General features: G+C 45.0%; 13 protein-coding genes. 9 read left to right on the top strand and 4 right to left on the bottom strand.

Annotated elements, in window-relative coordinates; all coding sequences use genetic code 11:
* The gene (gene mobA / locus DFP76_RS12110; RefSeq protein WP_113874904.1) at positions 1–585 is read left to right on the top strand and encodes a molybdenum cofactor guanylyltransferase; all 585 of its coding nucleotides are present in this window, start codon (positions 1–3) and stop codon (positions 583–585) included.
* On the opposite strand, the gene DFP76_RS12105 is transcribed toward mobA, so the two are convergent.
* From DFP76_RS12105 to purM, 3 genes are read right to left on the bottom strand one after another with little or no spacing between them, the layout of a single operon-like run.
* The gene (locus tag DFP76_RS12105) at positions 568–1287 is read right to left on the bottom strand and encodes a DUF3108 domain-containing protein (RefSeq protein WP_113874903.1); all 720 of its coding nucleotides are present in this window, start codon (positions 1285–1287) and stop codon (positions 568–570) included. The two genes, mobA and DFP76_RS12105, sit on opposite strands and share 18 nt — an antisense overlap.
* A 12-nt stretch (positions 1288–1299) precedes the next feature.
* A complete protein-coding gene (gene purN, locus DFP76_RS12100; protein WP_113874902.1) occupies positions 1300–1953 on the bottom strand; it encodes a phosphoribosylglycinamide formyltransferase in 654 nt (217 codons plus the stop codon).
* Positions 1950–3008, bottom strand: a complete 1059-nt coding sequence (purM, locus tag DFP76_RS12095; RefSeq protein ID WP_113874901.1) for a phosphoribosylformylglycinamidine cyclo-ligase — start codon at positions 3006–3008, stop codon at positions 1950–1952. Before purM ends, purN begins: the two co-directional genes overlap by 4 nt.
* Positions 3009–3125: 117 nt before the next feature.
* On the opposite strand from purM, the gene DFP76_RS12090 reads away from it, so the two are divergent.
* Positions 3126–4211, top strand: coding sequence for a DUF2066 domain-containing protein (locus DFP76_RS12090; RefSeq protein ID WP_113874900.1), 1086 nt, complete (start codon positions 3126–3128; stop codon positions 4209–4211).
* A complete protein-coding gene (locus DFP76_RS12085; protein WP_113874899.1) occupies positions 4211–4441 on the top strand; it encodes a hypothetical protein in 231 nt (76 codons plus the stop codon). The genes DFP76_RS12090 and DFP76_RS12085 overlap by 1 nt, the downstream gene beginning before the upstream one ends.
* Positions 4442–4511: 70 nt before the next feature.
* On the opposite strand, the gene gltA is transcribed toward DFP76_RS12085, so the two are convergent.
* Complete coding sequence (gene gltA, locus DFP76_RS12080) at positions 4512–5795, bottom strand: citrate synthase (protein WP_113874898.1); 1284 nt, start codon at positions 5793–5795, stop codon at positions 4512–4514.
* 565 nt (positions 5796–6360) lie between these two features.
* Here gltA and sdhC point away from each other — a divergent pair.
* From sdhC to odhB, 6 genes are all read left to right on the top strand, one after another.
* Positions 6361–6738 carry a succinate dehydrogenase, cytochrome b556 subunit gene (gene sdhC, locus DFP76_RS12075; protein WP_113874897.1) on the top strand — a complete coding sequence of 126 codons (378 nt, stop codon included), beginning with the start codon at positions 6361–6363 and terminating at the stop codon, positions 6736–6738.
* Complete coding sequence (gene sdhD / locus DFP76_RS12070) at positions 6732–7079, top strand: succinate dehydrogenase, hydrophobic membrane anchor protein (protein WP_063331905.1); 348 nt, start codon at positions 6732–6734, stop codon at positions 7077–7079. The genes sdhC and sdhD overlap by 7 nt, the downstream gene beginning before the upstream one ends.
* Positions 7080–7082: 3 nt before the next feature.
* Complete coding sequence (gene sdhA, locus DFP76_RS12065) at positions 7083–8855, top strand: succinate dehydrogenase flavoprotein subunit (RefSeq protein WP_113874896.1); 1773 nt, start codon at positions 7083–7085, stop codon at positions 8853–8855.
* A gap of 12 nt (positions 8856–8867) precedes the next feature.
* Positions 8868–9572: a succinate dehydrogenase iron-sulfur subunit gene (locus DFP76_RS12060; protein ID WP_063331907.1), complete on the top strand. Its 705-nt coding sequence runs from the start codon at positions 8868–8870 to the stop codon at positions 9570–9572.
* A gap of 373 nt (positions 9573–9945) precedes the next feature.
* On the top strand, positions 9946–12783 hold the full coding sequence (locus tag DFP76_RS12055) for a 2-oxoglutarate dehydrogenase E1 component (RefSeq protein WP_113874895.1): 2838 nt from the start codon (positions 9946–9948) through the stop codon (positions 12781–12783).
* Between the two features lie 31 nt (positions 12784–12814).
* Positions 12815–14326: a 2-oxoglutarate dehydrogenase complex dihydrolipoyllysine-residue succinyltransferase gene (gene odhB, locus DFP76_RS12050; protein ID WP_113874894.1), complete on the top strand. Its 1512-nt coding sequence runs from the start codon at positions 12815–12817 to the stop codon at positions 14324–14326.
* Positions 14327–14368 lie beyond the last annotated feature (42 nt).

The following is a 14368-nucleotide window of genomic DNA, read 5'->3' as shown; positions in this document are numbered from 1 at the left end:
ATGGAAATAACATCGGTTACTGGTGCTGTCTTAGCAGGTGGTAAAGGGGAGCGTGTATCAGGTCAGGACAAAGGTTTACTTTTGTTTCGTGATGAGCCAATGGCGGTGCATGTGGTCCGAGCGTTACAACCTATTGTGGATCGAATGTTGATCAATGCCAATCGACATATGGCGGAATATCAAGAGATGGGTTATGAATTATACTCAGACACAGAGTCCGTGTATGACAAAGGGCCCTTGGCTGGCCTTTATTCCTGTTTGGCGGTATCAAAAAGCTCACATTTAATGGTGTCGCCTTGTGATACTCCCTTGATCACGAGCCAGCAGTTCCAGTCTTTACTTGAGGCAGCAAAGGCATCACCAGATAAAATTCATTATTTACAGGACGATAAGGATCGTCATCCATTACATGCAATCATGCCTGTGGCATCAAGTTTGTTCGCTTTGGATGTGTTTATGAGTCAGCAGGATAAGTTGGCGGTTATGGCCTTCTACGAATCGTTTGGTTGCCAGTCGGTCCGTGTTGACTCTGGTGACACGTTGAAGAACTTCAATACTTGGGCTGACTTAAAGGCGTTTGAATGAGTCTATATCAAGGTGATACGACTCGCCATCTTCTTTATGTTCTAGTTTGACAAGCAGGTAATCCAGCTTAGGCACAAACCAAAAAGAGGTTTGTTTGCCTTTGCTTAAGTTATCGGTTCGAAGCATTTTGATGGCAGATAAACGACCGAGTTTGGTGTTTACGGTTTCCATTTTCTCGCGCTTAAATTGCCAATTTTTGATGTAACCACCATCGGCAATAAGGTAATCAAACTCGTTTTTTCCTTGCTTTAAATCCTGTCGAATCTGCAATTGGATAGACAATTTGTCTAGGGTGTTCGGGCTGATGGACAGATTCCAAGGCTTTTCTTCTACATCATTGCGGACCAGCTGTTTTTTCCAATCAAAGGTAAGGGTGGCTTTACGGGTTTTGCCCAGAACCTTGCTTTTATACTGGTACTTAGTGGGAATGATTTGATGGTCTCTAACGTAAAATTGCGAACTTTCATTGAGAGAGGCGATGAGACTATCGGCTGAAAATGCAAACTTCCACATATCACCTGATTGTTTAGAAAGCGTCTGCTTGCCTTCCACTTTTAGGCTGATGCCTTTTTTCCAAACCGTGCTGTAAACGGCTGAATAGGCATCTAGAAAAGGGTTTTCCGTTGGTGTGGCAGAGTAAGAAAGCATAGGAATGGACATAAAAGCGACAATAAACCAGATTGATATTTTATGAATCCCCATGCTTTCTCCTTTTTAGGCTAGGCCTGGATGGTAAAGAATGCCTGTTTCCGCAAGAGGAACATCATCCAAATACGCCTTACCCTGTTTTAATGTCAGTCGACTTTCGCTAAACCACTTCACTGCCATTGGGTAAATAACATGCTCAAGTGCATGAACTTTACCAGCAAGGCTGCTTGCGGTTTCGCCTGCCTCTATGTTTGTACTGGCTTGTATTATTACCGCGCCAGCGTCCAGCTCCGAACTCACAAAATGCACAGAAACGCCGTGTTCTTCTTCCTTAGCGTCAATGGCTCTTTGGTGTGTATCTAAGCCTTTGAATTTTGGCAGTAAAGACGGATGTATATTAAGCATTCTACCTTCATAATGTTGCGTAAAGGTTTCAGTTAATATCCGCATAAAGCCAGCCAATACCACTAACTTAGGTTGATACTGATCGATTGTTTGTTGCAGTGCTTCATCAAATGCTTCGCGACTGGCGAACGCCTTATGATCTAGAGCATGGGTTGGAATACCCGCTTTTTTTGCTCTTTCTAATCCAAAGGCATCAGCTTTGTTGCTGATCACAGCTTTGATATCGATGTTCAGTTTTCCTTGCAAGCTTTGATCAATCAAAGCTTGCAAGTTACTGCCACTGCCTGAAATCAAGACAATGACTGGAAAACTCATGCGTTAGACTCTAGATCGGAAATCAATACATCTTTGCCACCGTTACGTGGGCAAATTTCACCAATGATCCAAGCTTGTTCGCCTTCCGCTTGAAGAAGGTTTAATGCTTCTTCTGCTTTGTCTGCATTGATACACAGTACCATGCCGACACCACAGTTTAGAACACGGTACATTTCTTCTTGCTCGACATTTCCTTGTTCTTGAAGCCAATCAAACACAGCAGGACGTTTCCAGCTGTCGGCATCAATTTTAGCGGCTGCATCTTCTGGTAAAACGCGAGGAATATTTTCCAGCAATCCGCCACCAGTAATGTGAGCAAGAGCATTAACCTGAACGCTTTCCATCAATTTAAGAATGGATTTTACGTAAATGCGTGTTGGAGCCATAAGAGCATCTTTCAGTGCTACGCCGTCGATATCTGTATTAAGATCTGCTTGGCTGACTTCTAGAATTTTACGGATCAAAGAGTAACCGTTAGAGTGAGGGCCTGATGAGCCAAGCGCGATCAGTTTGTCACCGGCTTTTACTTGACTGCCGTCGATGACATCATCTTCTTCTGCAACACCGACACAAAAGCCAGCTAGATCGTAGTCACCATCATGGTACATACCAGGCATTTCAGCAGTTTCACCGCCGACCAGAGCACAGCCTGCTTGTAAGCAGCCTTCGCCAATACCTGTCACGACGTTTGCCGCAACATCGATATCTAGTTTACCTGTTGCATAGTAATCAAGGAAAAGTAATGGTTCAGCACCCGCTACCACTAGATCGTTAACACACATAGCCACAAGGTCAATGCCGATGGTGTCATGTTGATTTAGATCCATTGCAAGACGTAGCTTAGTGCCCACGCCGTCTGTGCCAGACACCAAGACGGGTTTTTTGTATTTAGTTGGTAAACGGGTAAGGGCCCCGAATCCACCTAAACCACCCATTACCTCTGGGCGGCGAGTCTTTTTGCTAACGCCTTTGATGCGTTCAACAAGTTGGTTGCCAGCGTTGATGTCTACGCCTGCGTCTTTATAACTAATCGATGGTTTGTCCGACTTGGTCATTGCCTATGCCTTATCATGGTACGAGGAAAAAAAGGCATTTTACCATAGTGACACATTAGGGCTATGGTTCTTTGCGATTAAGACAGTAGAATAGACAAAATAAACGAAGGAAGGGCTATGAATTCTCGTATATTTTTTCTATTAATGATTTTTTGGTTCACATCGTCGGCTCAGGCGGTCAATGTGAAAGGGCTGTACAGTGCTGAAATTAATTTGCCGGTGACGCAATCGGAAGCGAATATGCTTAACCAAGCGTTCAGGTTAGCGGCTGAGCAGGTATTGATAAAAGTATCAGGTAACAAAGAAGCGATAATCGGCGACTTATTGAGCCAAGCTCGAAAGCAATCCGCTGGCTGGGTCGCACAGCATTCTGTTGCCTCGTTAAGTGAGTTGTTACCGAGCGATGATGGTTTGGTGCCAGGCAAACAAATTAAAGTGACTTTTTATCCCGAGTCGATCGACCGCTTTTTATCACAAAATGGTTTGCCCGTGTGGGGAAGTAACCGACCTTCGGTGTTGGTTTGGTTAGCGAGTGAAAACAATGGCATTAGACGCTTGTCTGGTTCGAATGCGCCATCGCAGATTCTAAATGACTTTGCGCGGGCAAGCAGCTTAGTTGGTGTGCCCATTTATGCTCCTCTCATTGACCAAGTCGATCAAAATAATATTACCGCCGCGGATGTGTGGGGGTTCTTTGAAGATACCATTGCCAATGCCAGCCAACGTTATCAGACGGATGCGGTGGCCGCATTAAGAGTGAGTAATTATGCGGGGCACATTGGTGGTAGTTTGATGGTGATGCAAAAAACCGGTGAAACGGATCGGTTTGTGCTGACTGGAGACAACTTGGAGAGCTTATTGGATCAAGCCAGTGCCAAGTTGGCCAATGTGTTTGCCTCTCGTTATGCTTCTGTTAGGAACAGTGGTTCAGCCAGCCGCTTAAATATTCAGATTGGCGGTGTGAGCAATTATTCTTCTATGGCAAAAGTGCAAGCTTATCTAGAAAGCATCGGTGTTGTCCGTGAAGTGAGTTTAGTGCAAGTGAAAGGTGAGCAAGTTGAGTACAGTGTTGAAATTGACGGCGATAAGCAAAAGTTGTTTAACTCTATTTCGTTAAGTCGTTTGTTAATAGAAGCGCCGTTAAATGCCCTTGATCCTGATGCTAACCGTGTTGTGTCTTATTTATACAGTGGAGTGAACTAATGTCAGATATATCTGCGGAGCAAGTGGTTGCTCGTGATTTTTATGCGCGTTCTGCAGAGGAACAGCAAGATTTTTTAACACAAACTTGGTGCAACCAGTGCCAAGAGATTGACCTTGGGATGATTGAGCCGCAAGAATTTGAATCACAAGGGCGTGTTTGGATTGAAGGTAAATGCGCGAAATGCGGTGAAAAAACAGTCACTGAAATCGTCGAAGAAGACGATGAATAATAGTTAATACTGCTACTTATAAGTATAAAAAAACGCGTCTCTTGGACGCGTTTTTTTGTGCGATAAGAGATTACTTATCTGTTGGGTAATCTCTTTCTTTATGACCAACATATAGCTGGCGAGGGCGGCCGATTTTGTACGGCCCAGAGATCATTTCATTCCAATGTGAAATCCAGCCAATGGTACGAGACATGGCGAAGATAACGGTAAACATACTTGTTGGAATGCCGATGGCTTTCATGATGATGCCAGAGTAGAAGTCCACATTCGGGTACAGTTTACGTTCCACAAAATAAGGGTCTTCTAGGGCAATTTGCTCCAGACGTTTAGCGATCTTCAATAGAGGATCATCAGACTGTCCAAGCTCTTCTAATACTTGGTCACAGGTTTCACGCATAACTTTGGCACGAGGGTCAAAGTTTTTGTAAACACGGTGGCCAAAGCCCATGAGGCGGAACGGATCGTTTTTGTCTTTGGCTTTTGCGATGTACTCATCGATGTTTTCAACGTCACCGATTTCTTCCAGCATGGTTAGTACTGCTTCATTAGCACCACCGTGAGCGGGTCCCCAAAGGGTCGCAATGCCCGCTGCGATACAAGCGAATGGGTTAGCGCCTGAAGAACCAGCCAAACGTACAGTAGAGGTTGAGGCATTTTGCTCGTGATCGGCATGCAATACAAAGATGCGATCCATGGCTTTGGCGAATACTGGATTCACTTTGTAATCTTCACATGGTGTCGCAAACATCATGTAGAGGAAGTTTTCAGCGTAAGACAAGTCGTTACGTGGGTACATAACAGGCTGATCTTTAGAATACTTGTAACAAATTGCCGCCAATGTTGGCATTTTAGAAATCAAACGGAACGCCGCAATTTCACGGTGTTCTGGGTTGTTGATGTCCATATGGTCTTGGTAAAAAGCAGACAATGCTCCAACTAAACCACACATGATTGCCATTGGGTGAGCATCGTTACGGAAGCCCTCAATGAATTTATGCATGGATTGGTTCACCATAGTGTGTTTACCAACCGTACGTTCAAATTCTGCGCGCTGTGCTTCAGTAGGAAGTTCTCCATAAAGCAGCAAGTAGCAGGTTTCTAGGTAGTCTGAATGTTCTGCAAGTTGGGCAATAGGGTAGCCGCGGTGCAGAAGAATGCCAGCTTCACCGTCAATATAGGTGATCGCAGATTCGCAAGAACCGGTCGACATAAAGCCTGGATCGTAGGTGAAAACACCGTTAGCACCAAGGCCGCGAACGTCTATAACGTCTGTACCTAGAGTGCCTGTAAGGACTGGTAATTCGATGGATTGATCGATACCGTCCACTTTGAGTAGTGCTTTTTTATCAGCCATTTTGGTCTCCTTCATATTCTGGTCCGGGGCGAAGAATTCGTATTATTTGATTATCCTGGCCCAGAAGGTGCGAGAAAAAATACTGTTTATAGACCATAAAAGTCAATCTTGACTACTGACACTTTATTGACCTAGTCACTTAAGTTTTTGTAATAAACTGACAAAACGTAAGGGGTGAGCTTGGTTGAAGCTTGTACTTTAAATTTGTAACTTTATGTTTGTAAAGGATAAAATGTGTATTTTTTTGGGTTTCATTTATGTAATTTTATACCATTATTGTTTCGGTTTATGGGTACATTCATTTGATGAATGATGACCATTGAAAACCCCTTGTTCAGTCTATTTGTCTTCGTATTTTTTGCTGGTCTATAATTGCGCCCCAGATAATCTCATTGATTTGTTGATGATAGTTAAAAGAGAGTCGCTTTTAGATCGTCATTTGTAAATCGATGGGGTTTTCAACTTAAGTCCTATGCGACGAGTGATCGTTTTGCTTACCACCTGCGTAAACATATAGTCATAGGGTCGTGATTGACCATTCAATCGAAAAAATGGTGTATAACTCGTGAACAAAAAAAGACCAGTCAACCTTGATATTTTAACAATATCCCAGCCAGTCACCGCCATTGTATCCATTCTTCATCGTGTAACAGGAATCATTCTCTTTGTAGGATTGGCTTTCTTGTTTTATGCGTTTGATTTGTCATTGGATTCTCAGCAGGGCTTTGATCAAGTCGTCAACATTTTGCAAACCAGTTTCCTTGCCAAGTTTATTATCTGGGGAGTGGTATCTGCTTTGTTGTATCACCTAGTGGCAGGTGTAAAACACTTGTTTATGGATATGGGGTATTTCGAAGAATTGGACAGCGGGCGTAGTGCGGCAATTGCCAACCTGATCATCGCTGCCGTCTTTATCGTATTAGCAGGAGTGTGGATATGGTAACTCAAATTACAAGCTTTGGTCGTTCTGGCCTATATGACTGGATGATGCAGCGAGTCTCTGCATTAGTTCTGTCTATTTATACCTTGTTTATGATCGGTTATTTGGTGAGTAATCCAGATCTGACTTATGAGCAATGGAGCGCATTGTTTGAAACAACATGGATGCGCATTTTTAGTTTGTTGGTCTTGTTGTCTATCGGTATCCACTCTTGGATCGGTTTGTGGTCTGTTTCGACAGACTATATTAAAGCAACAGGTGCACGTTTTTTCTTTCAATCTCTATGCGGTTTGGCCATGTTTGTGTACATCGTGTGGGGCATTCAGGTTCTTTGGGGGCTATAAGTAATGGCGAATATTCGTACGATTTCATTTGATGCCATTGTAATTGGTGGTGGCGGTGCCGGTATGCGTGCCGCTCTTCAGTTGACAGAGACAGGTTTGGATACCGCTTGTATTACGAAAGTATTCCCTACTCGTTCTCACACAGTATCAGCGCAAGGTGGTATTACTTGTGCGATCGCAAGTGATGATCCAAACGATGATTGGCGCTGGCACATGTACGACACGGTAAAAGGGTCGGACTACATTGGTGACCAAGACGCTATCGAGTACATGTGTTCTGTTGGTCCTCAAGCGGTATTTGAGCTTGAGCATATGGGTTTGCCATTCTCTCGTACTGAGCAAGGTCGTATTTATCAACGTCCTTTTGGTGGTCAATCTAAAGATTTTGGTAAGGGTGGTCAGGCTGCTCGTACTTGTGCTGCGGCTGACCGTACTGGACACGCTTTGTTGCACACGCTTTATCAAGCGAACTTAAAAGGTGGTACGTCTTTCTTTAATGAATGGTATGCCACAGATTTGGTTAAGAATAACGACGGCGCTGTGGTTGGTGTAATCGCTATTTGTATTGAAACAGGTGAAACGGTTTACCTAAAAGCAAAAGCGACCGTTATTGCTACTGGTGGTGCAGGTCGTATTTATCAGTCTACTACGAATGCTCACATTAACACGGGTGACGGTATTGGTATGGCACTGCGTGCTGGTTTCCCAATGCAAGACATGGAAATGTGGCAGTTCCATCCAACCGGTATTTACGGTGCGGGTACGCTAGTAACAGAAGGTTGTCGTGGTGAAGGTGGTTACCTGATCAATAAAGACGGTGAGCGTTTCATGGAGCGTTATGCGCCTAACGCGAAAGATCTTGCTGGTCGTGACGTAGTGGCACGTTCGATGATTTTGGAGATCCTTGAAGGCCGTGGTTGTGGTCCAGAGGGTGACCATGTATTGCTGAAGTTGGATCACTTAGGTGAAGAGACTCTGAATAAGCGTCTGCCTGGTATCCTAGAATTGTCTCGTACTTTTGCGCACGTTGACCCTGTGAAAGAACCGATCCCAGTTATTCCTACATGTCACTACATGATGGGCGGTATTCCAACTAACGTTGGTGGTCAGGCTCTAATGCAAAATGAAGCAGGTGAAGACATCGTTGTTGATGGTCTATACGCTTGTGGTGAGGCCGCGTGTGTATCAGTACACGGTGCTAACCGTCTAGGTGGTAACTCGTTGTTAGACTTGGTGGTATTTGGTCGTGCGGTTGGTTTGCAGGTGAAGAAATCTCTTGATGAAGGTTTTGATTCCCTAGACGCAACGGATACAGATGTAGAAAAAGCTATGTCTCGCCTGAACCGTTTGAACGCCTCTACTGGTGGCGAAAGCGTGGCGGAAGTTCGTGCCGACCTGCAACGTGTTATGCAATTGTATTTCGGTGTATTCCGTGAAGGTGACTCTATGCAGAAAGGCCTAGAGCAGTTAGCGGAAATTCGTCAGCGTGTTGAAAATCTTCACCTTGAAGATAAGAGTGAAGCCTTCAATACTGCTCGTATAGAAGCTCTTGAGCTTGAAAACTTGCTAGAAGTGGCGGAAGCGACAGCGGTTCCTGCAGAATTCCGTAAAGAGAGTCGTGGTGCACATGCCCGTAACGACTTCACTGAGCGTGATGATGAGAATTGGTTGAAGCATTCTTTGTTCCATCCAGCGGATAAGAAAGTGACTAAGCGTGATGTAAACTTCGCGCCTAAGACAATGGACGCTTTCCCACCTAAAGCTCGTACGTACTAAGGGGTTATGTCAATGTTAGTTAGTATTTATCGCTACAATCCTGAGAAGGACGACGCTCCTTATATGCAGGATTACCAAGTGGATTTGCCAGAAGGTAAAGACCTAATGGTGTTGGACGTTCTGAACTTGCTAAAAGCGCAGGATCCAACAATTTCATACCGTCGCTCATGCCGTGAAGGTGTGTGTGGTTCTGATGGTATGAACATGTCTGGTAAAAATGGCTTGGCTTGTATTACCACAGTGTCGGAAGCGTCTAAGAACAACAAGTTGGTGTTGCGCCCACTACCTGGTTTACCAGTCGTGCGTGACCTAGTGGTTGATATGGGACAATTCTACAAGCAATACGAGAAAATTCGTCCATACTTGATGAACGATACGCCAGCGCCAGCAATTGAACGTCTGCAAAGCCCAGAAGAGCGTGAAAAGCTTGATGGACTTTACGAGTGTATCTTGTGTGCATGTTGTTCAACCGCTTGTCCATCTTTCTGGTGGAACCCAGATAAGTTTGTTGGTCCTTCTGGTTTGTTGCAGGCTTACCGTTTCTTAGCGGACAGCCGTGACAACGCCACGCAAGAGCGTTTAAGCGAATTGGATGACCCATTTAGTGTTTTCCGTTGCCATGGTATTATGAACTGTGTCAATGTATGCCCTAAAGGGTTAAATCCGACTAAGGCAATTGGTAATATTCGTACTATGCTGTTGCAAAGAGCGACCTAATAGATGAAAGATTCGGATAGTGATGGGGTAAATTTGACCTGACTGCCGAATTAGGCGGCTTGAATCGATATTCAATGCCGCCATTTTTGCATATTCTCCTATGGAGAATAGAATAAAAAGAATTTAAAATTCGACCTCTACGAGCAAGGATGTGCTAAGAAAAGTTGCTAACTCAGTGATGAAGGATTCAAAGTATTTCATGAATTGAGTGACATGCTTTTAGTGACTTAGTATTGAACGTCAGAGGGCGATAGTAGCTGGAAGTAAACAAAAAAATCGAGACTGTCAAAAGTCTTACGGGCCTGATAATAAGATCAATCGTTCGATTGAACCGGGACCCCGGTAGCTGGCTCGAACATAAGGGTGATCGAGAATGCACGAAAGTTTAATGGAGTTGCTGTGGAGCACCTCTCATTTTTCAGGTGGAAACTTGGAATATGTAGAAGGGTTGTTTGAAAGCTACCTCGTCGATCCGAATTCAGTTTCGGAAGAATGGCGGAAATGTTTTGACCAATTGCCTCGCGTTAGCGAAGCTCAGTCAACGGATCTTCCTCATTCAGTTATTCAAGAACAATTTCTGCAAATTGGTAAAAACAAATTCAGAGCCATGCCTGCCAGTTCTGGCGTTGCCGTGAGTTCTGACCATGAGCAGAAGCAAATCGGTGTCTTGCAGTTGATTAATGCGTACCGCGTTCGTGGTCATCAACATGCAACATTGGACCCACTAGGTTTACAGAAGCGTGAAAAAGTCGCTGATTTGGATCTGGGTTACCACCAATTAACTGGTGCTGATTTAGACACGTCATTTAACGTTAATTCTTTGTTCTTCAACAAAGACAATATGAAGTTAAGTGAAATCGTATCCGAACTGGAAAAAACCTACTGTGGCAGTATCGGTTATGAGTTCATGCACATCGTTGATACCCAAGAAAAAGCTTGGTTACAACAACGAGTAGAGTCCGTTCGATCCCGCCCTGAATACTCAAAAGAAACTCGCGAAAGTCTACTAGAACGTCTTACTGCAGCGGAAGGTCTAGAGAAATACCTAGCTAGCCGTTACCCTGGTGCGAAGCGTTTCGGCTTGGAAGGTGGCGAAAGCTTGATTCCTATGGTGAATGAGTTAATTCAACGTTCTGGCGCACTGGGTGCGAAAGAAGTTGTGATTGGCATGGCTCACCGTGGTCGTTTGAACGTACTGGTTAATACCCTAGGTAAAAACCCGAAAGACCTGTTCGACGAGTTTGAAGGTAAGAAACTGGTTAACACTTCTGGTGACGTTAAATACCACCAAGGTTTCTCTTCGAATGTCATGACCGCAGGCGGTGAAGTTCATATTGCATTGTCTTTCAACCCATCTCACTTAGAAATTGTTTCGCCAGTGGTTGAAGGCTCTGTTCGAGCTCGTCAAGACCGACGTAAAGACACAACCGGTAAATCTGTTGTGCCGATTTCCATTCACGGTGATGCGGCTTTTGCCGGTCAAGGCGTGGTAATGGAAACCTTCCAAATGTCGCAAACACGCGCTTATCGTACTGGTGGTACGGTTCATATCGTGATCAATAACCAAGTTGGTTTTACCACCAACCGTCAAGAAGACTCACGTTCTACTGAATACGCAACCGATGTTGCGAAAATGATTCAGGCGCCAATCTTCCACGTAAACGGTGATGATCCAGAAGCGGTCTTGTTCGTTACACAATTAGCATTGGATTACCGTTACGAATTTGGTCGTGACGTGGTAATTGACATGGTTTGTTACCGTCGTCGTGGTCACAACGAGACGGATGAGCCATCTGGCACACAGCCATTAATGTACAATGTTATTAGCAAGTTAAAAACCACTCGTACCTTATACGCAGATAAGCTAATTACTGGATCAGTAGTGAGCAAAGAATTGGCCGATCAAATGGTTAGTGATAACCGTGAGAACTTGGATAATGGCCGTCACGTTGCGCAAAGCCTAGTGTTAGAGTCACAAACGAAGATGTTTGTGGACTGGAAACCTTACCTAGGTGTTGAGTGGACAGATGAAGGTGACACACGTTACCCATTATCTGAACTTCAAGAAGTGGCGAAAAAGCTGACTCATGTTCCTGATGGGGTTGTTGTTCAGCGTCAGGTACAGAAAATTTACCAAGACCGTGACAAAATGACGGCTGGTGCTTTGCCTCTGAACTGGGGTTACGCAGAAACATTGGCGTTGGCTACTTTGCTAGAGCAGGGTTACCCGATTCGTATTACAGGTCAGGATTCTGGTCGTGGTACTTTCTCGCATCGTCATGCGGTGATTCACAGTCAAAAAGATGGCAGCACTTACATTCCTCTTAAACATTTGTCTGAGGATCAGCCAACATTAGACTTGTACGATTCTTACCTGTCTGAAGAAGCCGTATTGGCATTTGAATACGGTTATGCCAGCACATCACCACAAGGTTTGGTGATCTGGGAAGCGCAATTTGGTGATTTCGCCAACGGTGCGCAAGTGGTAATTGACCAGTTCATTACCAGTGGTGAGCATAAGTGGGGACGCCTATGTGGTTTGACTATGTTGTTGCCTCACGGCTACGAAGGTCAAGGTCCTGAGCATTCTTCTGCTCGTTTAGAGCGTTTTATGCAATTGTGTGCGGAATACAACATCCAAGTTTGTGTCCCAACCACACCATCACAGATCTACCATATCTTGCGTCGTCAAGCGATTCGTCCAATGCGCCGTCCGTTGATCATTATGTCGCCGAAGAGTTTGTTGCGTCACAAGCAAGCCACTTCGACTCTAGAAGACTTGGCTGAAGGCAGCTTCAAAACAGTATTGCCAGAAGCATCAGAGTCTATCGCAGCGGATAAAGTAAAACGCATTGTGTTGTGTAGCGGTAAGGTTTACTACGATTTGATCAATCGCCGTGAAGCGCTAGAAAAAGATGATGTGGCGGTCGTTCGTTTAGAGCAGCTGTACCCATTCCCATATGCTGACCTTGAGTCCGTATTGGAACAGTACAAAAATGTTGAGAGTTTGGTTTGGTGTCAAGAAGAGCCTAAAAACCAAGGTGCTTGGCATGCCAATCGTCACCGTATGAATCGAGTGTTGGAAAAACTGTACCCAGAGTTGAAGATCCGTTTTGCGGGTCGAATTTCATCAGCTGCACCAGCAGCGGGTTACATGTCTGTCCACGTAGAAGAGCAAGAAGCACTGGTCAACGACGCACTAGTTGGTTAGTACCATAGCCTGTCAGAGATAAGGGTATAAAATGAGCATTGAAATTAAAGCACCTACTTTTCCAGAATCTGTAGCCGACGGAACGGTTGCGACTTGGTACAAAAAACCAGGTGAAGCCTGTGCCCGTGATGAGCACATTGTCGACATTGAAACGGATAAAGTGGTTCTAGAAGTGGTTGCGCCAGCAGATGGTGTGATTGCAGAAGTATTGAAGAACGAAGGCGACATCGTACTGAGCGATGAAGTCCTAGCAAAATTTGAAGAGGGTGGTGCAGCCGCATCTGCTCCAGTGGCAGCGGAGCAAACAGCCGCACCTGCAGCAGCCTCTTCTGCAAAAGAAACAGTCCAAATCAAAGCACCAACCTTCCCTGAGTCTGTTGCTGATGGTACGGTAGCGGCTTGGCACAAACAGCCAGGCGAAGCCTGCTCTCGTGATGAGCACATCGTTGATATTGAAACAGACAAAGTGGTTCTTGAAGTGGTTGCGCCTGCTGATGGTGTCATCGGTGAGATCACTAAAAACGAAGGTGATACTGTACTAAGTGATGAAGTATTGGCTTCATTCCTAGTGGGTGCTTCTGGTGAAGCTGCTGCCCCTGCAGCACAAGCCTCTGCGCCTGCAGCAGCCCCTGCTGAAGCGGGTGATGAAGATGGTGTTGCTGGTCCTGCAGCACGCAAAGCGCTAGCTGAAGCGGGTTTAACTCCGGCTCAGGTAAAAGGCACTGGTAAAGGTGGTCGCATCACTAAAGAAGATGTTGAAGCAGCGGCGAAAGCTAAGCCTGCAGCAGCGCCTGCAGCAAAAGCAGCGCCTGCGGCTATGCCTGCATTAGGTGCAGATGGTCGTGTTGAAAAACGCGTTCCTATGACGCGTCTACGTGCCACTATCGCTAAGCGTTTGGTTGAAGCACAACAAACAGCGGCAATGTTAACGACATACAACGAAGTTAACATGGGTCCTGTGATGGAAATTCGTAAGAAATACAAAGACGAATTCATGAAGGTTCATAACGGCACGAAATTAGGCTTTATGTCTTTCTTCGTGAAAGCGGCGACAGAAGCGCTAAAACGTTTCCCTGCTGTAAACGCGTCTATTGACGGTAACGACATGGTTTACCATGGTTACCAAGACATCGGTGTCGCAGTTTCTACTGACCGTGGTTTGATGGTGCCTGTATTGCGTAACACAGAAGCCATGGGTCTTGCTGACGTCGAATCTTCTATCATGGATTTTGCGATTCGCGGTCGCGAAGGCAAATTGGGTATGGATGACATGCAAGGTGGTACCTTCACTATCACGAACGGTGGTACTTTCGGTTCCTTGATGTCTACGCCAATCATTAACCCACCACAAACAGCTATCTTGGGTATGCACAAAATCCAAGAGCGCCCAATGGCGGTAAATGGTCAAGTTGTGATCCAGCCAATGATGTACTTGGCTCTGTCTTATGACCACCGTATGATCGACGGCAAAGAAGCGGTTCAATTCTTGGTAACTATTAAAGAGTTGCTAGAAGATCCAGCGCGTCTATTGCTTGAAATTTAAGGTACTTGAAATCTAAGGATTCATACGCATCTAGTGGTATGA

The organism is Marinomonas aquiplantarum (assembly GCF_003314975.1).
Lineage (GTDB): Bacteria > Pseudomonadota > Gammaproteobacteria > Pseudomonadales > Marinomonadaceae > Marinomonas > Marinomonas aquiplantarum.
The sequence above is the reverse complement of the archived record's forward strand: the minus strand, read 5'-3'. Positions and strand labels throughout refer to the sequence as shown.

What these genes read in the sequence shown, in the direction of transcription:
- mobA (WP_113874904.1), top strand. Translation starts at nt 1, where the DNA reads ATGGAAATAACATCGGTTACTGGTGCTGTCTTAGCAGGTGGTAAAGGG.
- odhB (WP_113874894.1), top strand. Translation starts at nt 12,815, where the DNA reads ATGAGCATTGAAATTAAAGCACCTACTTTTCCAGAATCTGTAGCCGAC.
- DFP76_RS12055 (WP_113874895.1), top strand. Translation starts at nt 9,946, where the DNA reads ATGCACGAAAGTTTAATGGAGTTGCTGTGGAGCACCTCTCATTTTTCA.
- DFP76_RS12085 (WP_113874899.1), top strand. Translation starts at nt 4,211, where the DNA reads ATGTCAGATATATCTGCGGAGCAAGTGGTTGCTCGTGATTTTTATGCG.
- sdhD (WP_063331905.1), top strand. Translation starts at nt 6,732, where the DNA reads ATGGTAACTCAAATTACAAGCTTTGGTCGTTCTGGCCTATATGACTGG.
- purN (WP_113874902.1), bottom strand. Translation starts at nt 1,953, where the DNA reads ATGAGTTTTCCAGTCATTGTCTTGATTTCAGGCAGTGGCAGTAACTTG.
- purM (WP_113874901.1), bottom strand. Translation starts at nt 3,008, where the DNA reads ATGACCAAGTCGGACAAACCATCGATTAGTTATAAAGACGCAGGCGTA.
- sdhA (WP_113874896.1), top strand. Translation starts at nt 7,083, where the DNA reads ATGGCGAATATTCGTACGATTTCATTTGATGCCATTGTAATTGGTGGT.
- DFP76_RS12060 (WP_063331907.1), top strand. Translation starts at nt 8,868, where the DNA reads ATGTTAGTTAGTATTTATCGCTACAATCCTGAGAAGGACGACGCTCCT.
- DFP76_RS12105 (WP_113874903.1), bottom strand. Translation starts at nt 1,287, where the DNA reads ATGGGGATTCATAAAATATCAATCTGGTTTATTGTCGCTTTTATGTCC.
- gltA (WP_113874898.1), bottom strand. Translation starts at nt 5,795, where the DNA reads ATGGCTGATAAAAAAGCACTACTCAAAGTGGACGGTATCGATCAATCC.
- DFP76_RS12090 (WP_113874900.1), top strand. Translation starts at nt 3,126, where the DNA reads ATGAATTCTCGTATATTTTTTCTATTAATGATTTTTTGGTTCACATCG.